The organism is Dyella japonica DSM 16301 (assembly GCF_001010355.1).
Taxonomy (GTDB): Bacteria; Pseudomonadota; Gammaproteobacteria; order Xanthomonadales; family Rhodanobacteraceae; genus Dyella; species Dyella japonica.
This window is the reverse complement of sequence record NZ_JPLA01000029.1, coordinates 1-23,711: the sequence shown is the minus strand read 5'-3', so window position 1 is coordinate 23,711 and position 23,711 is coordinate 1. Positions and strand designations below refer to the sequence as shown.

Below are 23,711 nucleotides of genomic sequence, written 5' to 3'. Positions count from 1 at the left end.
CGAGGTACACCTCATCTCCGCGGTCGCGCACAGGGTGCGCTCCCACAGGGGAGGTACGCGCTATTTCCAGCCTGAGGTAATCGGATAGCGCCGCTCACGCCCAAACGCCCGCGTCGTCACCCGCGGCCCCGGCGCCGACTGGCGACGCTTGAACTCATTGAGCAGCACCAGCCGCACCACACGCCGCACGGTATCGGCATGAAATCCCTGCGACGCGATCTCCGCCTGCGACTGCTCCGCCTCGATAAAGCGCGCAAGAATCGCATCGAGCTCATCGTACGGCGGCAGCGAATCCTGGTCGGTCTGGTTGTCGCGCAGCTCGGCCGAGGGCGGACGATCAATCACCGCCGAGGGAATCGCCTCCGGCTCGCCAAGACGCGCCGCATGCTCATTGCGCCAGCGCGACAGGCGATAGACCACGGTCTTGTAGACGTCCTTCAGTGGCGCATAGGCGCCGCACATGTCGCCGTACAGCGTGGCATAGCCCACCGCCATTTCGCTCTTGTTGCCGGTGGCCAGCAACAGGCGGCCGTGCTTGTTGGACAACGCCATCAAGGTGACGCCGCGCGTGCGCGACTGCAGGTTTTCCTCGGTGATGTCAGCGGCCTTGCCTGCAAACGCCGGCGTGAGCGCACCGAGAAACGCATCGACCATCGGCTCGATATTGATGATGTGATAGTCCACGCCCGCCTGCACGGCCTGCGCACGCGCGCCATCGAGCGACAGCTGCGAGGTGTAGCGCGTGGGCATCATCACCGCGGTGACGCGGTCGGCGCCCAGCGCATCGACCGCCAGCGCCAGCGTCAGCGCGGAATCGATGCCGCCGGAAAGGCCTAGCAGCACGCCCGGGAAGCCATTCTTCTCGATGTAGTCACGGATGCCGCGCACCAGCGCCGCGTACAGCGTGGCTTCGATGGACGCATCCGCTGCCGTCGGCCAGTTTTCCGGGTGCAGCGTGCGCGTTTCGCTATCGAATTCGGCCCATAGCATCACGTCCACGAAATTCGGGGCGCGCGCGGCGATGCTGCCATCCGCGTTCACCAGCAGCGAGCCGCCGTCGTAAACCACTTCGTCCTGGCCGCCGACCAGGTTCACATAGGCGATGGCGCAGCCGGTTTCCAGCGCGCGCTGGGTGAGCACGGCCTCGCGCGACGACTGCTTGGCGTCGTCCCACGGTGAGGCGTTGATCACCACGATCAGCTCGGCGCCTGCCGCAGCGGCCTTGGCCGCGGGCTCGGGCTGCCAGATGTCTTCGCAGATCAGCATGCCCACGCGCACGCCGTCGAACATCGCCACCGCGCTGTCATGGCCAGGGCGGAAATAGCGCTTGTCGTCGAACACGCCATAGTTCGGCAAGGCCTGCTTGTGCGTGGTCAGTTCGATGGTGCCGCCACGCAGCAGGCTGGCGGCGTTGTACACCTCGCCCTCACTGTGCGGATGACCTACCAGCGCTGCCACGCCATTGGTGCCGCCCGCCAGCGCATTGAGCTCGCACTGGCAGGCCGCCAGAAAGCTCGGGCGCAGCAGCAGGTCTTCCGGCGGATAGCCGCTCAGGGTCAGCTCGGGAAACGCCACCAGCGCCGCGCCGCCATCGCGCGCCTGCGCCAGCAGGTCTCCCACCTTGGCCGCATTGGCCGCAACCGCGCCTACGGGGAAATCGAACTGGGCCAGCGCGAAGCGTAAGGAGGGCATGCCGGGGATCCATACTCTTGGGGCCTGAAATTGTACCCGAGGCCCGTCCGGCCTACCGCCGGATCAGCCCACGTGCTGCAGCAAGACCACCGCCAGCGTCAGCATGAACGCGGCGATCGCCACATCGAACACACGCCAGGCCAGCGGGCTGCGGAATACCGGCAGCAGCAGGCGCGCACCATAGCCCAGCGAGAGGAACCACAACACGCTGGCGGTGGCTGCACCGGCGGCAAAAAACCAGCGCGTGTCACCCTCGTAATGGGTGGAAAGACTACCGAGCAGCACCACCGTATCCAGATAGACATGCGGATTGAGCAAGGTGAACGCCAGGCATGCCAGCACCACGCGGCCGCGGCTCAGCGCACCATCGCCGGTCGGCTGCAGGCCGCTTTCGCCCTGCCATGCGCGCCGCAGCGCCATGACGCCGTAACCCGCGAGGAACGCCGCCCCGGCAAAGCGCAGCCACTGCAACAGGCCGGGATGCTGCTGCACGACCAGGCCCATGCCCGCCACGCCGAGCAGGATCAGACCGACATCGGCCAGGATGCACACGCTCACCACGGCACCCACGTAGTGCCGCTGCAGGCCTTGCCGCAGGACAAACGCGTTCTGCGCACCAATGGCGATGATCAGCCCCGCGCCCGCGGCGAGGCCGGCCAGGTAGGCCGTGGACATCATGGGAATGCTCCGAAAAGACGGTTACTGTGGCGTAGACGTCTTGGACAGTAAAACTAAATATTCTTAACTTACTTCAGTTCTTCTAATGCCTTTGTAGGAGCGCACCCTGTGCGCGAACGCGGCGCGGTAGCGCCGCAACACCGCACGACCAACGCCCTTCGCGATTGGCCGGTCGCGCACAGGGTGCGCTCCTACAACGGATACCGAGGGCCCCTCTATGAGCCTGCTCAACCCCCAACTCACCGCCTTCGCCGCCGTCCTCGAAGAAGGCAGCTTCGACGGCGCCGCGCAGCGCCTGTCGCTGACCCCCTCGGCCATTTCCCAGCGCATCAAGGCGCTCGAAGATCGGCTCGGCCAGGTGCTGATCCTGCGGCACACGCCCAGCGAAGCGACCGAAGCGGGACAACGCCTGCTGCGCAGCGTGCAGCAGATGCGCATGCTGGAAGCGGAAACCTTGAGCGAGTTCCGCGTCGGCCCCGACACCAGCGGCCCGACCACGGTGGCCATCGGCGCCAACGCCGACTCGCTGGCGACGTGGTTCCTCGCCGCGCTGGCCCAGCTGCACGACCGCCACCAGTTGCTGTTCGATGTACGCGTGGAGGACCAGGATCATTCCACCAACCTGCTGCGCGACGGTTCCGTACTGGGCGCCATCACCGCGGAGGCGCAGGCCGTGCAGGGCTGCAGCGTGAAGAAGCTCGGCGTGATGCGTTATCTGCCAGTCGCCTCGCCGGCGTTCGTGAAGCGTCATTTCGCCACCGGCGTCAACGCCGCCTCGCTCGGCCAGGCGCCGATGCTGGTGTTCAACCGCAAGGACGCCCTGCAGTGGCGCTATATCCACAGCGTCACCCGTGCGCGCATGGCGCCGCCGATGCACTACGTACCCTCGTCCACCGCCTTCGTCGAAGGCGCCGAGCTGGGGCTGGGCTGGGCGATGGCGCCGGAGTCGATGCTGGCGAAGCATTTTGCAGCCGGCACGCTCAAGCCGATCGCCGCCCATCAGTGGCTCGACGTGCCGCTGTACTGGCAGTGCTGGTCGATTCGGTCGGCAACGCTGGCGACGGTGACGGAGGCGTTGCTGCGTGCGGCGCAGGAGGGGTTGCGGCAACGCAGATAAGCTCGCGGTCCGCACTTTGTGGGAGCGCACCCTGTGCGCGACAGCGGTGCACCGCAATCAGAGCACGGCCTGCGCAGCCCGGAAGCATCGCGATGTAGCCGCGCCGTCGCGCACAGGGTGCGCTCCCACAGGGGTTGCTCCACAGAGTGTTGCCACAGGTTGAGCCGGACGCTACCCAAAAAGAAAAAGGGCCGCATCGCTGCGGCCCTTTCTTCATCGGCAATGGATGCCCGACTTACTTCTTCATCAGACCCGCGAGGGTCTTGCCCAGATCGGCGGGCGACTTCACCGTGGTGACGCCTGCCTTTTCCAGCGCAGCGAACTTCGCCGCCGCGGTGCCCTTGCCGCCCGAGATGATCGCGCCGGCATGGCCCATGCGCTTGCCCGGAGGAGCCGAGGCACCGGCGATGAACGACACGACCGGCTTGGTGACGTATTCGCCGATGAACTCGGCGGCGTCTTCTTCAGCGCTGCCGCCGATTTCGCCGACCATGATGATGCCTTCGGTCTGCGGATCGTCCTGGAACAGCTTGAGGCAGTCGATGAAGCTCAGGCCGTTGATCGGGTCGCCGCCGATGCCGATGACGGTGGACTGGCCCAGGCCTTCGTTGGTGGTCTGGAACACCGATTCGTACGTCAGCGTGCCGGAGCGCGACACGATGCCGACCTTGCCCGGCATGTGGATGTGACCCGGCATGATGCCGATCTTGCACTCGCCCGGGGTGATGATGCCGGGGCAGTTCGGCCCAATCAGCACGATTTCCGGATGCTGGGCCAGCACGTTCTTCACGCGCAGCATGTCCAGCACCGGGATGCCCTCGGTGATCGCCACGATGACCTTGATGCCGGCATCGATGGCTTCGAGGATCGAGTCGGCCGCGAACGGCGGCGGCACGAAGATGACGGACGCATCGGCGCCGGTTTCATCGACCGCTTCGGAGACCGAGTTGAAGACCGGCAGGCCGATGTGCTCGCTGCCGCCCTTGCCCGGGGTGACGCCACCGACGACCTTGGTGCCGTAATCCAGCGCCTGCTGCGCGTGGAAGGTGCCCTGCTGGCCGGTGAAGCCCTGCACCAGGACCTTGGTGTTCTTATTGACGAGAACGCTCATGGATCTTTGCTCCTCAGGCCTTGGCCGCAGCCACGGCTTTCTGCGCCGCGTCGTTGAGATCGTTGGCCGGCGTGATCGCCAGGCCGGAGTTGGCCAGCAGCTCGCGGCCCAGCTCCACGTTGGTGCCCTGCAGGCGCACCACCACCGGGATCTTCAGACCCACTTCCTTCACGGCCGCGATGATGCCTTCGGCGATCAGGTCGCAACGCACGATGCCGCCGAAGATGTTGACCAGGATGGCCTTCACCTTGTCCGACGAGAGGATCAGCTTGAACGCCTCGGTCACGCGTTCCTTGGTGGCGCCGCCGCCGACGTCAAGGAAGTTGGCCGGCTCGCCGCCTGCCAGCTGGATCACGTCCATGGTGGCCATGGCCAGGCCGGCGCCGTTGACCATGCAGCCGATGGTGCCGTCCATGGTGACGTAGTTGAGGTTGTGCACGACGGCAGCAGCCTCGGCAGCGTCTTCCTGGGTCAGGTCGCGCATGGCGGCCAGGTCCGGGTGACGGAATTCGGCGTTGTCGTCGGAGTTGACCTTGCCGTCGAGGGCGGCGAGGTTGCCGTCTTCGAGGATGGCGAGCGGGTTCAGCTCGACCAGGGACAGGTCCTTCTCGTTGAACAGCTTGTACAGGCCCAGCATGATCTTGGTCAGCTGGCCGACCTGCTTCGCATTGAGGTCCATGGCGAAGCCGAGCTGGCGGCACTGGTAGGGCTGCAGGCCTTCCACGAAGTCAACCACGATGGTGTGGATGTCTTCCGGGGTGTCCTTGGCGACCTGCTCGATGTCCACGCCGCCGTGCTTGGAGGCGATGAACGAGATCGACTTGGAATCGCGATCGGTCAGGATCGACAGGTACAGTTCCTTGGCGATGTTGGTCGCGTCGGTGACCAGCACCAGGTTCACCGGCAGCGCACGGCCGGCCGACTGGTAGGTTTCCATGTTGGTGCCCAGCATGCCCTTGGCAGCTGCGCGCACGTCGTCGAGGCTCTTGCAGAACTTGACGCCGCCGGCCTTGCCGCGGCCGCCTGCGTGGATCTGTGCCTTGACCATCCACTGCGAACCACCAAGGTGCTTGGCGGCGTCGACAGCGGCATCGGGAGAGTTGGCGACCTTGCCCGGGGGCACGGCAATGCCGTACTTCGCGAACAATTCTTTGGCCTGGTACTCGTGGAAATTCATGGATACCTCGAGAGTACGGGGAAACATGGCGGCCGGACGGACTGTGGGTGATCCGTACGGTCAGGGGAACGACGGCGGTACAAGCGCTGCCGGGATGCAGTGCGCCGCCGTCAGGCCTGTCGACATGACGAAAACCGCGCAATACGGCCCGGTATTTTCGCAGCAGCGGCCCCCAATGGAAAGGGGCGGGACGGCCTAAGGCCCATCCGACCTTGGTGGAGAAGGGCTTGCCGCAAGTCTCTAAAGCCCCGTCTATACTGGTCCGGACTCCTACGGCCGACTGAGAGAGACCCGGTGTCGAGCACCATCCAGCCTGCCTACCCCGCCGCACGCACTGCCCCCGAGGCGGCGCGCCACGAGCTGTTGTTCCTCAATTGCTTCCGACTGGCCCAGGCCCTGGTCTACGTAGGCCTGGCCCTGAGCCCGACCACGCTGGGCTGGCCCAAACTGGCCGATGTGGGCCTGGCGCGCGGCGTGGCGGTGCTGTTCCTGCTGTTCGCCCTGGGCATGCTGTCGCTGACCCGGCGCTCCACGCCCTGGCTGCGCTGGACCGTGTCGGGCGCCCTGGTGGTGGACATCATCGCGGCGGTGCTGGCCATCATCACCATGCACGACGCCCGCATCGGCATCGCCATGATGCTGGCGGTGAACATTGCCGCGGGCGCGCTGATCCTGCCGCTGCGGCTGTCCTGCTTCTTTGCGGCACTGGCCACACTGGGCGTAATCGGCCATTCGGTGCTTGAGGCCCAGGGCCAGGGCGGCATGGACCGCGAACTGCTCGAATCGAGCCTGTTCGGCCTGGCCTACTTCGCCATCACCATGCTGTGCTACGTGCTCAGCCGGCAGATCCGCGCCAGCGAGGCGCTGGCCGAACAGCGCGGGGTGGACCTGGCTAACCTGGCCCAGGTCAACGAGCTGATCATCCGCCGCATGAAGACCGGCGTGCTGCTGGTGGACGATGCCAACCGCATCCACCAGATGAACGAATCGGCCTGGATGCTGCTGGGCAATCCCGCCGCCGACCAGCGCGACCTGGGCCGCGTGGCGCCGGAACTGTCGCGCCGCCTGTACCACTGGATGACCTCGGGCAAGCTGGACGAGTCCGCCACCCAGCTGGCCGACGGCGTGCCCGAAGTGGTGCCGCGCTTCAGCCGACTGGCGCCCAACGACGACTCGCACGTGCTGATCTTCCTGGACGACACTTCGCTGGTGTCGCGTCGCGCCGAGGAACTCACGCTCAGCTCGCTGGGCCGGCTGTCAGCCTCGATCGCCCACGAAATCCGCAACCCGCTGGCGGCGATCCGCTATTCCGCGCAGCTGCTGGCCGAGTCGGAAGACCTGCCGCCCACCGATCAGCGCATGGTGGAGATCATCAACAACCACTGCGTGCGCCTGAACGAGATCATCGAGAACATCCTGCAGTTGTCGCGTCGCGAGCGCTCCCGTCCGGAGACGCTGGACCTGGGCACCTGGGCCAACCAGTTCGTCGACGAATACCGCCAGGGCAACGACCTGGGCGAGGATTCGCTGCGCGTAATCCAGGCCAGCACGCCGGTGGCGGCGGTGGCCGATCCGCAGCAGTTGCAGCAGGTGGTGTGGAACCTTGTGCAGAACGCGCTGCGCTATGGACGCATGCCCGGCGAACCCGCGCGCGTGATGGTGGTGGCGCGTCATGGCGAGCATGGCGTGCCGATACTGGAAGTGATCGATCGCGGTCCGGGCATTGCACCCAAGGTGGCGGCGCAGATTTTCGAGCCGTTCTATACGACTCACGAATACGGCACGGGCCTCGGGCTTTATCTCGCGCGCCAGATGAGTGAGGCGAATCAGGCGTCGCTGGAGTACGTGCGCGTGGCGGGCGGCGGTAGTTGTTTCCGGCTGGTGCTGACGCCGGCGCGGGTGGGCAAGGCGACGGGCGACGCAGCGGCGGCGGGTTGAGTTCGCCGCACTCCCCGGCGGCGCGGCTTTTTTGTGGGAGCCCACCCTGGGGGCGACAACCTCGCGATGAGGTATCGGCGAAGCGTTGCTGTCGCGCACAGGGTGCGCTCCCACAGTTATCTCGCAACGACCCTTTATTTTTGTAGGAGCCCACCCTGTGGGCGACCGCCTCAGGGTGAGGTATCGGCGAAGCGTTGCTGTCGCGCACAGGGTGCGCTCCCACAGTTATCTCGCAACGACCCTTTATTTTTGTAGGAGCCCACCCTGTGGGCGAACGCCTCAGGGTGAGCTTTCGACGAGGCGCCGCGGTCGCGCACAGGGTGCGCTTCTACAAGTGAGGTGATCCCTCACGTCTCGCGGACGATCAGCTCCACCGGCAAGGTTTCCGACTGCTCCGGCTCATCGCCGATCAACGCCAGCACCTTGCGCGCCAATAGCGTGCCGCCCTCCTGCCAATCCTGCCGCACCGAACTCAACGGCGGCAGAAAACTCGCGGCCAGCGGCATATCGTCGTAGCCCACCACGGAAACATCGCCGGGCACGGTGCGGCCCAGCGTGTTCAATGCGCGGATCGCGCCCATCGCCAACAGATCGCTGCAGGCGAACACCGCATCGAACGGCACGCCCCGATCCATCAGCGAATGCATGGCGTCGCCGCCCGAGGCCAGGGTGAATTCGTCGCGGCGTATCAGCAGCGGCTTGATGCCGTGCGCGGCCAGCGCATCGACGAAGCCGTTGAGTCGCTCGAAGATTTCGGGGTGATTGGGGTTGCCCACGAAGACGGGATTGCGGCGGCCCAGACGGATGAAGTGTTCCGCCACCACGCGGCCGCCCTGGCGGTTGTCGCTGCCCACCACGATGTGTTCGTCGCCCGGGGCGCCCCACACCACCATCGGCAGGCCTAGTTTGTCGAAGCGGCGCACGGCGTCCTGGCGCGAGCCCTGGCCGAGCAGGATCAGGCCATCGGCCGCCTGCACGGCGGCGGCGGTCGCGCCCTGGCGGGTGGTCAGCAGCACGCTGTAGCCGTGCTCGGTCAGTTCCTGCGAGATGCCGCCGAGCAGGATCAGCGGATACGGATCGAGCATGGTGCGGTCGTGGGAGGGCTTCATTTCCACGATCACCGCGACCGTGTGGCTGCGGCGCAGACGCAGGTTGCGCGCGCTCACGTTGAGCTTGTAGCCGAGCTCGTGCGCGAGCGCCTGCAGGCGCTCGCGGGTGTCGCGATTGACCAGCGGGCTGTCGCTGAGCGCCCGCGAGATGGTGATCTTGGATACCCCGGCCACCCTCGCCAGATCCGCCATGGTCAGACTGGCGGAAGGCGCGGCGCCCTGGCGATTCTTTTGCTGACGACTCAAGACCTGGCCCCAATGTCTTGTGAGCGGTCGCACGGCATCCGCACGACGGCCAACCCTGGCTTACCCGGACAGTGTCGTGGTTTGCACCGCCAACGTCCAACGCCGTATGGAACCATCTCTACTCCCCACCCATGGCTTGGCCGGGCCGCGTCCATTCGGAGGCGCAAGGCCTTGCGACCGCAATACACCATCCATGAGATCGATTTCAGACGCAACGATGTTGTGCCGCAGCAATTGTTATCGATATCTTGATATCGATAACAATTGCTGCGAAGCTCCGCCCGCACATCAACAAGCCAGGCTGGCCCACGCGCCTCGTGATCCAGCCATAGAGCAAAAAAATAAGCGCGGAGAGAGACGTTGGATCAACCAGAAACGGCGCAGGACTTGCCGCCCCTTGGTCGTGCCTGGCGCGATCCCTGGGTGGTCACCCGTGAGAACGCCGATCCTGCCGGTTTCGCGCAGGATGAAAGCCTGTTCGCCCTCTCCAACGGCGCCCTGGGCGTGCGCGGCGGACTGGAAGAAGGCGACAGCCCCAGCCAGGCCTGTTTCCTGGCCGGCGCCTGGGAACGCACGCCGATCGACTACCACGAGCGCTTTCCCGGCTTCGCGGCGCATACCGACACGCGCATCCCGGTCGCCGACGGCACGCGCATCCATTTGCGCCTGGGGGATACACCGGTACGCCTTGGCGACGGCGAGTGGCTGCAGTTCGAGCGCGCGCTGGATTTGCGCAGCGGCAGCTATCGCCGCCAGTTGCGCTGGCGCTCGCCCGACCGCGCCACCCTGCTGATCCACGCCGAGCGCATCGTCAGCTTCGACAGCGCCGCCCTGCTGGCGATCCGTTACCGCGTGCAATCGATCGACTATGCCGGCCCGATCACGCTGGAGTCCTGCATCAGCACGGCGCGCCACGCCACCGAGCAAGGTGATGACCCGCGCATCGGTACGCGCGTGGATGGCGGCCTCGCCAGCACGGATGCAGCCGCAGGCGACCTGCTCGCCCACGTGCTTCAGCGCACGACGCACAGCAACATCCGTGTGGCCTGCATGCAGCAGCACGCGATCCTCGATGACAGCCTGGACTTTCGCCTGGCCAATCTCGCGCAGCACGGCGTGATGCAGGTGTTCGAAGGCGCGCTGGTGCCGGGCCAGTCGGTGACGCTCGAAAAATATGTCGCCTACGCCTGGACGCAGCCCGACGGCAGCGATTCCGACGCCGAGTTGCTCGCACGCACTGCAGGCACGCTCACGCAGGCGAGCACGCGAGGTTACGACGCCCTGCTTGGGCGCCAGACCCAGGCACTCGCACAGCTCTGGCATAACGCGGACCTCGCCATCGACGGTGATCCAGCCACCGAACAGGCGCTGCGCTTCAACCTTTTCCATGTCTTCCAGTCCAGCAGCCGCGACGGACAGGGCACCACCGCCGCCAAAGGCCTCACCGGCGAAGGCTACGAAGGTCACTACTTCTGGGACGCCGAGGCCTTCATGCTGCCGGCGATGGTCGCGCTGGCGCCCGAGGTGGCGCGCAGCATGCTGATGTACCGCCACGGCACGCTGGAGCGCGCCCGCGCCCATGCGCGCGAACTCAACCACGCCCGCGGCGCGCTGTATGCGTGGCGCACCATCAGCGGCGACGAGTGCTCGGCGTATTTCCCCAGCGGCTCGGCGCAGTACCACATCAATGCCGCCGTGGCCTGGGCGATCCGCCACTATGTGGATGCCACCGGCGACGACGCGTTTCTGCGCGACGTCGGCGCCGAAATGCTGTTCGAAACGGCCCGCATCTGGCTGGACATCGGCCACTTCAATGCGCGTCGCGGCGGCGCGTTCTGCATCCATGGCGTGACCGGCCCCGACGAATACACCGCGCTGGTCGACAACAACCACTACACCAACCGCATGGCGCAGCGACATCTGCGCGATGCCGCCGCGGTGGCGCACTGGCTGGCCGACACGGCGCCGGACACCTACGCGGACCTCGCCCGCCGCATCGGCCTGGAGTCGTTCGAGATCATGCAGTGGCAGCGCGCTGCCGAGCTGATGTATCTGGCCGAAGACGCGGAGCTGGGCATCTTTGCGCAGGACGACACCTTCCTCGACAAGCCGCGCATGCCGGCGCATGCCGCCAGCGAAGGCAAGCGCCCGCTGCTGCTGGAGCTGCATCCACTCACCATCTATCGCCACCAGGTGGCCAAGCAGGCCGATGCACTGCTTGCGCTGATGCTCGCCGGCGACGATGTGAGCGTGGCTGCCAAGCGACGCAACTTCGACTACTACGAAGGCGTCACCGTGCATGACTCTACGTTGTCCGCCTCCACCTTCAGCGTGATCGGTGCGGAAGTCGGCGAAAGCGAAAAGGCCTGGCGCTACTTCCAGGACAGCCTGCGCGTGGACCTGGACGATCTGCACGGCAACGCCGCGCACGGCCTGCACATGGCGGCGATGGCCGGCAGCTGGTTGTCGCTGGCCTGGGGTTACGGCGGCATGCGCGTGGTGGACGGCGAACTGCGCCTGCGCCCGCAACTGCCCGATGCCTGGCACCGCTATCGCTTCGGCGTCGCGTGGCAGCGCGCGCATCTGCGCGTGGAAGTGGATCGCACCGGCGTGCGCTACACCGTGACGCGTGGCGACAGCGTGCGCTTCCGTCATGCCGGTGAGCTGATGCGCCTGCGCCATGGCGAATCCGTTTCCATGCCGCATCGCACGCTCGAACAGGCGTCGCTGCAGGCGGTGATCTTCGACCTCGACGGCGTCATTGCAGACACGGCGGTGGTGCATCGCGCCGCTTGGGAACAGCTGGCGCACGATATCGGCGCGCCGTTCGACGAACCCATCGCCGAACGCATGAAAGGCGTGGACCGCCGCGGCTCGCTGGAGATCCTGCTGGAACGTGCGCCACATGCGTATTCCGAGCGCGAGAAGCGCGTGCTGGAAGATCGCAAGAACGACTACTACGTCGCACAGATCGCATGCTTCGGCCCCGGACAATTGCTCAGCGGCGCGCGCCATGCCGTGGAAAGCGTACGCGCGGCGGGCCTGCGCACCGCACTGGCTTCGGCGAGCCGCAACGCCCCTCTGCTGCTGGAGCGCCTGGGCATCGCCGACCTCTTCGACTATGTGGTCGATGCATCGCGCATCACGCACTCCAAGCCGCACCCGGAAATCTTTCTGACGGCCGCATCGGGGCTGGGCGTTCCACCGGAAGCCTGTCTCGGCGTGGAGGATGCCGCCGCCGGCATCGACAGCATTCTCGCCGCCGGCATGCGTGCCGTGGGCGTGGGCGACGCGACGGCTCTATCGCGCGCCGAGGACATTTTGGTGGGCATCGATGCGTTCGATGTCCAGCGCTATCTCAACCGGCCACCGACCGTTCGGGGAACGGCGGCGGAGGCCGTGTCGAACCACTGATCAGGACCACTCTGACAGCGTGCAGTACCACTCCTAAGAAACACAACAACTGCTTTTCTTTGATGGGGAGGAAACACCAATGAACACGCAACGCATGACTCGTAGGCTGCTTGCCACCAGCATTGCCGCTTTGCTTGTCGCCAGTTCGCTGCACGCGCAGGATGCGACATCCGCCGCGCAGGGCACGCCGCCCGCACAGACCCAAGGCCCCTCGGCCGCACCCGCCGCCCCGGCGGCGACTCAGAAGAACGCCACCAACCTGGACCAGGTGGTGGTCACCGGCACGGCCGCCGCGGGTGGTTTGAAGAAGATCGATACGTCGTACTCGGTCACCGCCGCCACGCTGGACCAGATCCGCGAGTTCAATCCCAAGAGCACGGCCGACCTGCTGAAGATGGCGCCGGGCGTGTTCCCTGAATCGTCGGGCGGCCAGACGGGCGCCAACATCGAAGTGGCCGGCTTCCCCGGTGGCGGCGATGCACCGTTTGCGACGCTGCAGATCAACGGCTCGCCGATCTATCCGATGCCGACGCTGTCGTTCATGGAAAACTCCTCGATGTTCCGCCTCGATGACACCATCGACCATGCGGAATTTGTGCTCGGCGGCCCGGCCGTGCTGTACGGCAATGGCCAGCCCGGCCTCACCGCCAACTTCATCCTGCGCGAAGGCACCGACAAGCCCAGCGGCGACGTCGGCGTCACCTACGGTTCGGAAGGCCTGGTGCGTCTTGATGGCTTCTACGGCTTCAAGATCGCGGACGGCTGGTACGGCAGCGTGGGCGGTTTCTGGCGCCAGTCCGATGGTGTGCGCGATCCGCAGTTCGACGCGGACAAGGGCGGCTCGCTCACCGCCACGCTGACGCACAACTTCGGCGACAGCGGCTCGATCATGTTCTATGCGCGCGACCTGAAGGATCACAATCAGTTCGTCACCGATACGCCGATCCTCAACCCGGGCCGCGGCCAGTTCGACAACTACCCTGGTTTCGATGCGCTCACCGGCACCTTCGGCAGCAAGGCCGACCAGTACGCCTTCCTGCAGACCACGCCCTGCACCACCGCAGGCTGCCAGCCCACTGGCCAGCATGTGAACCTGGCCGACGGCCGCGGCGCGGATGTTATCTCGCTGGGCGGCAATCTTGACCTGACCTTCGGCGATGGCTGGAACATCTCGGACAAGTTCAACTTCACCGGCGGCCAGATGAACACGGTCGCGTTCTTCAGCACCGGCGCCAACCCGCAGACGCTGGGCAGCTATATCGACGACCAGATCGCAGCCAACAACCTGCCCGCCGGCACCACCGCCACTGCCACCTATGTCAACAATGGCGGGGCGGCAGACATGAACCAGAACATCACCACCCAAGGCTACTGGTACGTGCACAAGCGCATCCAGGGCGCGTCGAACGAGTTCCACATCAGCAAGGACATCTTCGAAGGCAACACGCTGACCTTCGGCAACTACACCGCCGTCTACAACGACCACGACAACTGGCTGCTCGGCAACAACATGCTGCTGCAGGCCAAGAACAACCCGAACCCGATCGCCGTGACGCTGAGCAATGGCGACGTGCTGTCGAGCCCGGGCGGTTTCGTCAGCGGTCCGTCCACCGCCATCCGCGAGGCATGGAACGGCTTCAACACGGCCTTCTTCCTCACCGATTCGTGGAAGGTCGACAAATGGTTGTTCGACGTCGGCGTGCGCGAGGAGCGTCAGGAGGCCAATGGCCGCATCCAGAACACCGCCACTGGCGATCTGGACAACAATCCGACCACGCTCTACAACAACAATTCGCAGTACCTGATCGGCGGCAACACGTACATCAACTACGCCAAGACGGCACCGTCGTGGACGATTGGCGCGAACTACGAAATCCAGAGCAACATGAGCGTGTACGCTCGCGTCAACGACGGCGTGCACTTCCCAGGCTTTGATGACCTGCGCGGCCTGCCCAGCCAGCCGATCAACAAGATCCACAACATGGAAGTGGGCTTCAAGTACCAGGCCGACTGGGTGTACGTCGATGTGAACGCGTACCGCAAGCTGTTCTACAACGTGCCGTACACCATCACCCAGGGCAACGGCCAGCAGTTCTCGTTCGACTACGGTTCGGCGACCAAGGGCATCAACTTCACCACGGTGCTGAAGCCGGTGCCCGGCACGCCGGGCTTCCAGATCGCCTTCAGCGGCAACTACATGGACGGCCACTACACGCATAGCGCTGCGTGCACGCCCTATCTCGCGCAGGATGGCAGCCAGCAGTGCGCCAGCCTCGACGGCATGCAGCTGCAGCGCCAGCCGAAGTTCCACGGCATCCTGACGCCCTCCTACGATTTCCCCACCAGCTTTGGCAGCATGAAGTTCTGGCTGACCTACGAGTACGTGGGCAACCGTTACGGCGACCTGATCGAACAGCAGCCGCTGGGCCAGTACCACACGCTGGCGTTCGGTGCCACGGCGAACATCGGCGAGAACTGGCAGGTGAACCTGCAAGGTACCAATATGACCAACGAGATCGGCATCACCGAAGGCAACTCGCGCCTGTTCGGCTTCGCCAGCGAAGGCGGCGTGATCCTGGCCCGTTCCATCGAAGGCCGCGAGGTCAACCTGCAGGTCAAGTACAACTTCTAAGGCGTTTCACCAGAGCACTTCCCTCGACTGTCCCGGGCGCCGCTGGCGTGGCGCCCGGGACCTTTTTAAACCAAGAGCCAGTCCTCGTAGTCCCGATGCGCCGCGCCGGGAGCTGTTTGCCCGCAGGACCAGGAAGAGAGAGGAAATGTATGTCGATACATGACCGAACGATGACGCAGGACTGTGGGCAAACAGACCCGGCCCTTCGGGTTGTGCAGCGGTGGGCGCTNNAGCGCCCACCGCTGCACAACGCGGCGTATCGGGACTACGAGGACTGGCTCTCCTCACGGGGTGGGCATGAACCGGTTCCGCATGGTCGTGGCGTTGGCGACGATTTACATGGTGTTCGCGATACTGCTCAACAGTGTCGGCACGGTGATCCTGCAGTCCATCCACACCTTCGGTATCGACAAGCCGCAGGCGAGCCTGCTGGAACTGTTCAAGGACCTGCCGATCGCGCTCACCTCGTTCCTGGTGGCCTCGTTTCTGCCGCGGCTGGGTTATCGCCGCGCCATGATGCTGGCGTTGGGTATCGTGGGCAGTGCCTGCGTGCTGATGCCGTTGCTGCCAAGTTTCCACACCACCGAATTGTTGTTCACCTGCGTCGGCGTGTCGTTCGCGCTGGCGAAGGTGGCGGTGTATTCCTCCATCGGCCTGCTCACGCATAGCAAGGCCGAGCATGGCCGCCTCACCAATACGATCGAAGGGCTGTTCATGCTGGGCGTGCTGGCCAGCGGCTGGCTGTTCAGTGCCTTCATCGATCACGGCAATCCGGCCGACCCGTCCTGGTTCAACGTGTACTGGGTGCTGGCCCTGATGTGCTTTGGCACCATCGTGCTGCTGTCGGGTGCGCAGCTGGATGAAACGGCTGCGCACGGCAGTTCGCCGCTGTCGCTGGTGCAGGCCATGCGTGACATGTATCGGCTGCTGATGCGCACGCTGGTGTATGTCTTCCTGCTCTCGGCGTTTCTCTACGTGCTGATCGAGCAGAGCTTCAGCACCTGGCTGCCCACCTTCAACAACGAGATCCTCAAGCTGCCCAATGCGATGAGCATCCAGATGGCGAGCATCCTGGCCGGTGCGACGGCGCTGGGCCGCATCCTCGCCGGGCAGCTGCTGCGTCGGATGTCCTGGCACGTGTTGCTCAATCTGTGCGTGGTGGGCATGGGTGCGCTGATCCTGCTGGTGCTGCCGCTGGCGAGCCATGCCGCCGTCGGTACGGATGTGGGCTGGTTCAATGCGCCGGTCGCTGCCTACCTGATTCCCTTGATCGGTCTGCTGATGGCGCCGATCTATCCGGTGATCAATTCAGTGGCCTTGAGCTCACTACCCAAGCCGTCGCATGCCGCCATGACCGGCCTTATCGTGATCTTCTCCGCGCTGGGCGGCACGCTGGGTTCGCGCATCACCGCCATCGTATTCACCAACTTCGGCGGCATCCATGCGTTCTACTTTTCGCTGGTGCCGATGATGTTGATCCTGGTGACGCTGTTCTTCTTCAAGCGCGAAACCGACCGGTCGGCGCTGCCCGCCTTGCTGGCACCGGAGGGCGCGGCGTGAGTTTCACGCGCCGCCGGGTTCGGGCGGCGTGGCTCAACACCAGGCTCGATCTTTGGATGTTGGACACGAGCGCGCGACTTATCACACGATGGAACGAGGAAGACGCAACGCCATGATGTCCCTGCTACGACGACTGCCCCGCGCCGCGGCCTTCGGCCTGCTATTGGTTGCCGCCCGCGTCAGCGCGGCCACTGATCCCAGCTTTGTGCTCACCGGCACGTCGGAACAGTTCGGCAGCTATTTTCCGAGTTACCTCGCCAACGGCTATTTCTCCACGCTCACCTCGGTGCGCGGCACCGAACCGACCATGGGCTATATGGTCGCGACCATGGACTATGCGAAGGACGATATCGCCCGGCCGGCGGCGATGCCCGGCTGGAACGAGATCGACTACAACCCGGGCGGCGGCTGGCTCAATTCCACCCGCGTGGCGAAGGAGATCTTCACCAACTACGCGCAGACGCTGGACATGTACGGCGCCACGCTGAGCACGAAGTACCGCTTCGTCTACGCCAACAAGTCCACCGACGTGCAGGTCACCACCTTCGTCAGCCAGGACGCGGGGCATCTTGCCGCCACACGCCTTACCCTCACGCCGCAGTTCGACGGCAGCGTGCAGCTGACCTTTCCGATCCGCCTGTGGTCGGAGCATCAGCCACGCTTTCCGATTGGCAAATTGACCGGCGACGAGATGATCGCGGCGGTGATCGCCAGCGGCCAGAACCTGGACAACAAACCCGTGCCGACGCCTGACCGCGCCGCCGTGTGGTATCCGGGCGTGGTGCGCATTCAGTCCAACGGTGGCGACACCAAGACGCTCACGCTGTGGCTGGATGGACGCGCCGAACAAGGTGTCGCCGTGGCGCAGGCGGTGGCGGTCGAGTTGCCCGAGGGACTGGAAGTCGAAGACGTGCAGCTGGAGAAGGGGCCGTACAAGCTCTCGCTGAACCTCAAGGCAAGGCTGCACAAAGGCCAGAGTTACACCTTCACCAAATACATCGCCGCCTCGCGCGAAGGCTGGGGCGGCAATGCCCAGGCCGATCTCGCGCTCGCCACGCAGGCGCGCAAGACCGGCTTCGATGCCTTGCTCGCCAAGCATCAGGCCGCATGGCATGCGCTGTGGGAGTCGGATATCCGCATCGACGGCGACGCCAAGGTGCAGCAGGCGGTGCATTCGGATCTCTACTACCTGCTGTCCAACACCACGGTGGGCACGAGTTGGCCAATGGGTGCATGTGCGCTCACGCCGGGTTACGCCGGCCATGCGTTCTGGGACAGCGACTCCTGGGTGTTCCCCGCCCTGCTCCTGCTGCATCCGGAGCGCGCCAAGCCCATCGTGATGTTCCGTCATCGCACCATCGGCCCCGCGCAGGAGCGCGCGAAGCAGTTCGGCGTGAAGGGCACCATGTATCCCTGGGAATCCGATCCGGAAACCGGCAAGGACTATACGCCCCACTTTGCCTATGGCGTGTTCCGCGAGATCCATGTCAATGCCGACATCGCCATCGCGCAGTGGCAGTACTACAACGCCACCGGCGACGAAGCGTGGTTGAAGCAGGTGGGCTGGCCGGTGATCGAGCAGGTGGCCACCTTCTGGGCCAGCCGCGTCAGCTATGACAAGGCCAACGATCGCTACGAGATCCACCACGTCACCTCGCCCGACGAAGCCTATGACGACGTGCTCAATGACTCGTTCACCAATGCCGTGGCGCAGAAGGCGCTGCGCATCGCGGTGAAGGCGGCGAACAAAGTGGGCGCGCCTGCCGACCCGCAGTGGAGCGTGATCGCCGACAAGATGTACATCCCGTTCGACGAAAAGAACCAGCGCCACCTCGATTTCGACGCCTCCGTGCCGCACGACAAGATCACCTGGATGGGTTCGTCGTTGGCCTGGCTGATGTATCCGGACCTGGACCTGCCGATGACGCCGCAGGTGCGCCGCAACGATTTCGACTTCCAGCTGCACGAGCTGAAGGAACACGGCGACGATCCGAACGAGATGATGATGGTGATGCTCGCAGTGGGCTCGGCCGAACTGGGCGACGCGCAAGCCGCCAACGACTGGATCCAGCGCAACCTGGTGGGCTTCCTGAAGCCCCCGTTCAATGTGCGCACCGAAACCGTGGCCAACAACGCGGGCTACATCCTCGCGACCTCCGCGGGCTTTGTGCAGAGCTTTGTCTATGGACTGAGCGGCCTGCGCATCGATGACGATGGCCTCACCCAGGCCTATGCGCCGGTGCTGCCTTCGGCCTGGAAGTCCATGCAGCTGAAAGGCGTCCATTTCCGCGGCAAGCGCTACGACATCACGGTCGAACACGCCGCCGACGGCAAGGCACAACTCACGCGCAAGGCGCTGTAGGCGTCAAACCTAAGATCACGCAACGAACCGGGAACCGACATGACCCGCCAAGCCAGCCCATCGTCCCTACGCCCTCGCCTGATCGCCATGGCGCTGTCGTGTGCCTTCATCACGACGGCGTTCGCAGCGGGCACGCCTGATCCTGCGAAAACGCGCACGTACATCGACAAGGCCTGGACCACGCTCACGCGCTCGCAGGAAGACTGCGCGTCGCTGGTGGATACTAAAGTGGTCGGGCATCCGGTGCTCTACGTGCCGGCCGGACAGGCCGTGCCCGATGCGGTGACGGCGATCGGCAAGCGCTGCGGCGTCGACGTGCGGCCGCTGCCAAAGAAGGTGGAACAGCTGGGCGATATCGACGCGACCAGGCTGCCACAGCAGGGCCTGCTCTACCTGCCGCATCCCTATGTGGTGCCGGGCGGCTTCTTCAACGAGATGTACGGCTGGGACAGCTATTTCATCCAGCTCGGCCTGGTCGCCGACCATCGCCTCGACCTGGCCAAGGACATGGTCGACAACGCGCTGTTCGAAGTGGAGCACTACGGCGGCGTGCTAAACGCCAACCGCACGTACTACCTCAGCCGCTCGCAGCCGCCCTTCCTCACCGCGATGATGACGGCCGTGCTCGATGACCCGGCTGCTTTCGCGAGCGCGGATGCACGACGCGAATGGCTGGCCAAGGCCTATCCGCTTGCCGTGCGCAACTACGAGATCTGGACCCGACCCGAACATCGCGCCGGCGATACGGGTTTGGCGCGCTATTACGACCTGGGCAGCGGCCCGGTGCTCGAGGCGAAGGACAGCGAGTACTACAAGGGCGTGATCCGCTGGCTGCGTGCCCACCCGAAGGACGATCCGGGCTATCTGATCAAGGCTGCTGAACATCCCGGCGAGGCGGAGGCAGCCACGCTCAAGGATGCGAGCTGCGACGTGCGCGCCTCCAAGGTGTGCGAAGGCGCATGGGTGGATGGTTATCGACTCACGTCCGACTATTTCCACGGCGATCGCGCGATGCGCGAATCGGGCTTCGACACCAACGCGCATTTCGGCCCGTTCGGCGGTTCGACGCATCACTATGCCGATGCCAGCCTCAACAGCCTGCTCTATCGCTACGAACGCGACCTGCACGACTTTGCCCTGCAGCTGGGCAAGGCCGGCGAGGCGGAGCGTTGGGCCAAGGCCGCAGACGCACGCAAGGTCGCGATGGACAAGTACCTGTGGAACGCGCAGGCCGGCATGTACCTCGACTACGACTTCATCGCCGGCAAGCCTTCGCCGCTGCCCTATGTCACCACCTACTACCCGCTATGGGCCGGCCTGGCCTCGCCACAGCAGGCTGCGGCCGTGCGCGGCAAGCTCAGCGTGTTCGAGCGCAAGGGCGGCCTGAGCATGGATAACCATGCGGCCGGCGTGCAGTGGGGCGAACCGTTTGGCTGGGCGCCCACCAACTGGCTGGCGATCAAGGGGCTCGATGACTACGGCTTCCACGACGACGCCCGCCGGCTCGCCGGCAAGTTCGCCACCACGGTGGACCAGGGCCTGGCCGACGACGGCACCATCCGCGAGAAATACAACATGGTGCTAGGCAACGCCGATGTGAAGGTGATGGCCGGCTACAGCGAGAACGTGGTGGGCTTCGGCTGGACCAATGGCGTGTACCTGAAGCTGCACGAGCTGCTCGATGGCAAGGCGAAGAAGACCGCACCGGCCAAGACGGAGAAGACGCCGTGACGCCCGGCGCGGCGGCTCGGCTTGCGCTCGCCACGGCACTTTTGTGCGGCGTGCTGCACGCGCAGGAGGCCAAGCCCACGGTCAGCGCCGATGGCAGCGTGCACGTGGGCAACATCACCCTGCCGTATTCCTCGGAGGCTTCGCCGGAGGCGCGTGCGTTCTTCCCCAAGATGCTCGCCGCCGGCAGCAAGGCGCCGCCGATCACCGCGCCGATCGAGCAGAGCCGCGCGTTTTATGACCGCATGAACACCGACCGCGCCCATAGTCTGATGGCGCTCTACCCGGTGAAGACCCATCGCGAAACCATCGGCGGCGTGCCGACGGATGTCGTGGAACCGGCCCAGGGCATCGCGCCCGAGAACCAGGGACGGGTGCTGATCAACCTGCACGGGGGCGCTTTTCTGTGGGGCGCGCACAGTGGCGCGCTGGTGGAATCCATCCCCATCGCCAGCCTGGGCCGCATCAAGGTGATCAGCGTGGACTACCGGCAGGGGCCCGAGCATGTCTTTCCCGCCGCCAGCGAGGACGTGGAGGCGGTCTATCGCGCCCTGCTCAAGCAGTACAAGCCCGGCAGCATCGGCATCTACGGCTGCTCGGCCGGCGGCGTGCTCACCGGCGAAGCGGTGGCGCGACTGATCCAGGACAAAGTCCCCGTACCCGGCGCCATCGGCACCTTCTGCGGGTCGGTGGTGGATATGGCCGGCGATTCGGTGATGGTGGGTCCGCTGCTCAACGGCGCCCCGGTGCCGGACCACCCGCTGCGGCTGGGTGAGCTGCCCTACTTCAAGGGCAGCAGTGCGACCGATCCGCTGGTTTTTCCCGGACTTTCGCCGGAGTTGCTGCACCAGTTCCCGCCCACCCTGCTGATTACCGGCACCCGTGACGCGGCCATGAGCGCCGTCATCCGCAGCCAGACCCTGCTCAGCCAGGCCGGCGTGACCACCGAACTGCAGGTATGGGAGGGCATGTGGCACTCCTTCTTCTCCGATCCGGAGATGCCTGAATCGAGGGCCGCCTACCAGACCATCGTGAAATTCTTCGACAAACATTTGACGCGCGGATAGGCATTCACGCAGATGAGTCTTTGCCCCCCGCGAGGGGGACGGTTATCCTAGCCGTGTCCACAGCAAACAGTGACGACATGAGCCAACAGACCGTTCTGGTCATCGACGACGAACGCGATATCCGCGAGCTTCTCACCATCACCCTCGGCCGCATGGATCTGCTGGTCGATGCGGTCGGTACCGTGACCGAAGCCCGACGCGCCCTCGCCGAACGGCACTACGACCTCTGCTTCACCGACATGCGCCTGCCCGACGGCACCGGCCATGAAGTGGTGGAGCTGATCTCCGCCGAACATCCGGACACGCCGGTGGCGATGATCACCGCCTACGGCAATGTCGATGCGGCGGTGAGCGCGCTCAAGGCGGGCGCCTTCGATTTCGTCTCCAAGCCGGTCGACATCCAGATGCTGCGCCGCCTGGTGCGCACCGCGCTGCGACTGGCCGAGGAAAAGCGCAGCGGCCAAGCCGCCGCCAAGCCCGACGGCAACGAACGCCTGATCGGCGAATCGCCGGCGATGCACCAGGTGCGCGCCACCATCGGCAAGCTCGCGCGCAACCAGGCGCCGGTGTACATCGCCGGTGAATCGGGCGTGGGCAAGGAGCTGGTCGCCCGCCTGATCCACGAACAAGGCCCGCGCGCCACCGGTCCGTTCGTGCCGGTCAACTGCGGCGCCATTCCGTCCGAGCTGATGGAAAGCGAGTTCTTCGGCCATCGCAAGGGCAGCTTCACCGGCGCGGTGGGCGACAAGGAAGGCCTGTTCCAGGCCGCGCACGGCGGCACGCTGTTCCTCGACGAAGTGGCCGAACTGCCGCTGCACATGCAGGTGAAACTGCTGCGCGCGATCCAGGAAAAAGCCGTGCGCCCGATCGGTGCACGCGAGGAAGTGCCGGTCGACGTACGCATCCTCTCGGCCACGCACAAGAATCTTGCCGCGCTGGTGGACCAGGGCCAGTTCCGCCAGGACTTGTTCTATCGCATCAACGTGATCGAACTGCGCGTACCGCCCCTGCGCGAACGCCGCGGCGATGTGCCCCTGCTTTCCAACTTCGTGCTGCGCCAGCTCGCCAACAAGAGCGGCGGCACTCCGGGCCACCTGTTGCCTGCCGCGCAGCAGGCGCTGGAAGGCTATGACTTCCCCGGCAATGTGCGCGAGCTGGAAAACATCCTCGAGCGCGCCATGGCGATGTGCGACGGCGACCAGATCGACGTCAGCGACCTGATGCTGCCGCAACGCACCCCGCGCCCGCAGACCGACACCGCACCTCCCGCGCCCACCGGCACACCCGCCACCGAACCGGCACCTGTTGCCGTGGCGGCGGCACCATCCGCCAGCGGCGGCCTGGACGACTACATCAGCAACCTCGAGCGCACGGCGATCATCAAGGCGCTGGAGGAGTCGCGCTACAACAAGACGGCCGCGGCGAAGAAGCTGGGGATTACGTTTAGGGCGCTGCGGTATAAGTTGAAGAAGTTGGGTATCGACTGAGGTCAGCAAGTCGATACACAGAAAAGGCCGCACTTGGTGCGGCCTTTTTGTTTTTCAGGCGGCGCATGCGCCCATCTGTGGGAGCGCACCCTGTGCGCGACACGCCACGCCTGGGTGTACCGCTCCGTAGGTTTGTCGCGCACAGGGTGCGCTCCCACAAATAGCCAACCGACAGTGTTGATCCACCATCCACAGGCCTGCGTCCCCCTTGTAGGAGCGCACCTTGTGCGCGACCGCCACGCCGGGATGTATCGCTCCGCAGGTTTGTCGCGCACAAGGTGCGCTCCTACAAAAGAGGGGCCCGGCAACTCCGGGCGTGGTTCGGCTCGTGATGTGGCTCTTGCCACCGGGGACCCCGTATGACGCGGCGGGCGGGGGGGGGGAAGCCCCCCG

The 23,711-nt window shown here is 65.3% G+C and carries 14 protein-coding genes; 9 read left to right on the top strand and 5 right to left on the bottom strand.

All coding sequences use genetic code 11. From position 1 onward, the window contains the following. Nucleotides 1-60 precede the first annotated feature (60 nt). Nucleotides 61-1,692, bottom strand: a complete 1,632-nt coding sequence (locus Y882_RS11770) for an NAD+ synthase (RefSeq protein WP_046972118.1) — start codon at nt 1,690-1,692, stop codon at nt 61-63. 63 nt (nt 1,693-1,755) lie between these two features. After that, complete coding sequence (locus tag Y882_RS11765; protein WP_046972117.1) at nt 1,756-2,370, bottom strand: LysE/ArgO family amino acid transporter; 615 nt, start codon at nt 2,368-2,370, stop codon at nt 1,756-1,758. A gap of 217 nt (nt 2,371-2,587) precedes the next feature. Between Y882_RS11765 and Y882_RS11760 the strand changes: the two genes are divergently transcribed. Further along, complete coding sequence (locus Y882_RS11760) at nt 2,588-3,487, top strand: LysR family transcriptional regulator ArgP (protein ID WP_046972116.1); 900 nt, start codon at nt 2,588-2,590, stop codon at nt 3,485-3,487. A gap of 235 nt (nt 3,488-3,722) precedes the next feature. Here Y882_RS11760 and sucD read toward each other — a convergent pair whose 3' ends face one another. Continuing rightward, entirely contained in the window at nt 3,723-4,598 is an 876-nt protein-coding gene (gene sucD / locus Y882_RS11755; RefSeq protein ID WP_046972115.1) for a succinate--CoA ligase subunit alpha, read from the bottom strand. Between the two features lie 13 nt (nt 4,599-4,611). After that, the gene (gene sucC, locus Y882_RS11750; RefSeq protein WP_046972114.1) at nt 4,612-5,775 is read right to left on the bottom strand and encodes an ADP-forming succinate--CoA ligase subunit beta; all 1,164 of its coding nucleotides are present in this window, start codon (nt 5,773-5,775) and stop codon (nt 4,612-4,614) included. A gap of 294 nt (nt 5,776-6,069) precedes the next feature. On the opposite strand from sucC, the gene Y882_RS11740 reads away from it, so the two are divergent. Next, the gene (locus Y882_RS11740; RefSeq protein ID WP_211259170.1) at nt 6,070-7,713 is read left to right on the top strand and encodes a sensor histidine kinase; all 1,644 of its coding nucleotides are present in this window, start codon (nt 6,070-6,072) and stop codon (nt 7,711-7,713) included. A gap of 347 nt (nt 7,714-8,060) precedes the next feature. Here the strand turns inward: Y882_RS11740 and Y882_RS11735 are convergent, their stop codons facing one another. Beyond that, nucleotides 8,061-9,014 (bottom strand): LacI family DNA-binding transcriptional regulator, encoded by a 954-nt coding sequence (locus tag Y882_RS11735; protein WP_046972112.1) that lies wholly within the window; start codon nt 9,012-9,014, stop codon nt 8,061-8,063. A 414-nt stretch (nt 9,015-9,428) separates the two neighbouring features. Between Y882_RS11735 and pgmB the strand changes: the two genes are divergently transcribed. The 7 genes from pgmB (at nt 9,429) to Y882_RS11700 (ending at nt 23,318) form a co-directional block, all read left to right on the top strand. After that, nucleotides 9,429-12,482: a beta-phosphoglucomutase gene (gene pgmB, locus Y882_RS11730; protein ID WP_046972111.1), complete on the top strand. Its 3,054-nt coding sequence runs from the start codon at nt 9,429-9,431 to the stop codon at nt 12,480-12,482. A gap of 94 nt (nt 12,483-12,576) precedes the next feature. Next, nucleotides 12,577-15,114, top strand: a complete 2,538-nt coding sequence (locus tag Y882_RS11725; RefSeq protein ID WP_244466331.1) for a TonB-dependent receptor — start codon at nt 12,577-12,579, stop codon at nt 15,112-15,114. Nucleotides 15,115-15,411: 297 nt separating this feature from the next. Continuing rightward, complete coding sequence (locus Y882_RS11720) at nt 15,412-16,674, top strand: MFS transporter (protein ID WP_046972109.1); 1,263 nt, start codon at nt 15,412-15,414, stop codon at nt 16,672-16,674. 112 nt (nt 16,675-16,786) lie between these two features. Further along, complete coding sequence (locus Y882_RS11715) at nt 16,787-19,036, top strand: glycosyl hydrolase family 95 catalytic domain-containing protein (protein WP_244466330.1); 2,250 nt, start codon at nt 16,787-16,789, stop codon at nt 19,034-19,036. A gap of 39 nt (nt 19,037-19,075) precedes the next feature. Further along, nucleotides 19,076-20,767 (top strand): trehalase family glycosidase, encoded by a 1,692-nt coding sequence (locus Y882_RS11710; protein ID WP_046972108.1) that lies wholly within the window; start codon nt 19,076-19,078, stop codon nt 20,765-20,767. Then, nucleotides 20,764-21,831 carry an alpha/beta hydrolase gene (locus Y882_RS11705; RefSeq protein ID WP_046972107.1) on the top strand — a complete coding sequence of 356 codons (1,068 nt, stop codon included), beginning with the start codon at nt 20,764-20,766 and terminating at the stop codon, nt 21,829-21,831. The genes Y882_RS11710 and Y882_RS11705 overlap by 4 nt, the downstream gene beginning before the upstream one ends. Before the next feature lie 77 nt (nt 21,832-21,908). Beyond that, nucleotides 21,909-23,318, top strand: coding sequence for a sigma-54-dependent transcriptional regulator (locus Y882_RS11700; protein ID WP_046972106.1), 1,410 nt, complete (start codon nt 21,909-21,911; stop codon nt 23,316-23,318). Nucleotides 23,319-23,711 lie beyond the last annotated feature (393 nt).

Excerpts from the sequence above, each read along its gene's own strand:
- Y882_RS11725 (WP_244466331.1), top strand. The coding sequence starts at position 12,577 with ATGACTCGTAGGCTGCTTGCCACCAGCATTGCCGCTTTGCTTGTCGCC.
- Y882_RS11760 (WP_046972116.1), top strand. The coding sequence starts at position 2,588 with ATGAGCCTGCTCAACCCCCAACTCACCGCCTTCGCCGCCGTCCTCGAA.
- Y882_RS11765 (WP_046972117.1), bottom strand. The coding sequence starts at position 2,370 with ATGATGTCCACGGCCTACCTGGCCGGCCTCGCCGCGGGCGCGGGGCTG.
- Y882_RS11720 (WP_046972109.1), top strand. The coding sequence starts at position 15,412 with ATGAACCGGTTCCGCATGGTCGTGGCGTTGGCGACGATTTACATGGTG.
- Y882_RS11715 (WP_244466330.1), top strand. The coding sequence starts at position 16,787 with ATGATGTCCCTGCTACGACGACTGCCCCGCGCCGCGGCCTTCGGCCTG.
- sucC (WP_046972114.1), bottom strand. The coding sequence starts at position 5,775 with ATGAATTTCCACGAGTACCAGGCCAAAGAATTGTTCGCGAAGTACGGC.
- sucD (WP_046972115.1), bottom strand. The coding sequence starts at position 4,598 with ATGAGCGTTCTCGTCAATAAGAACACCAAGGTCCTGGTGCAGGGCTTC.
- Y882_RS11770 (WP_046972118.1), bottom strand. The coding sequence starts at position 1,692 with ATGCCCTCCTTACGCTTCGCGCTGGCCCAGTTCGATTTCCCCGTAGGC.
- Y882_RS11710 (WP_046972108.1), top strand. The coding sequence starts at position 19,076 with ATGACCCGCCAAGCCAGCCCATCGTCCCTACGCCCTCGCCTGATCGCC.
- Y882_RS11735 (WP_046972112.1), bottom strand. The coding sequence starts at position 9,014 with ATGGCGGATCTGGCGAGGGTGGCCGGGGTATCCAAGATCACCATCTCG.
- Y882_RS11700 (WP_046972106.1), top strand. The coding sequence starts at position 21,909 with ATGAGCCAACAGACCGTTCTGGTCATCGACGACGAACGCGATATCCGC.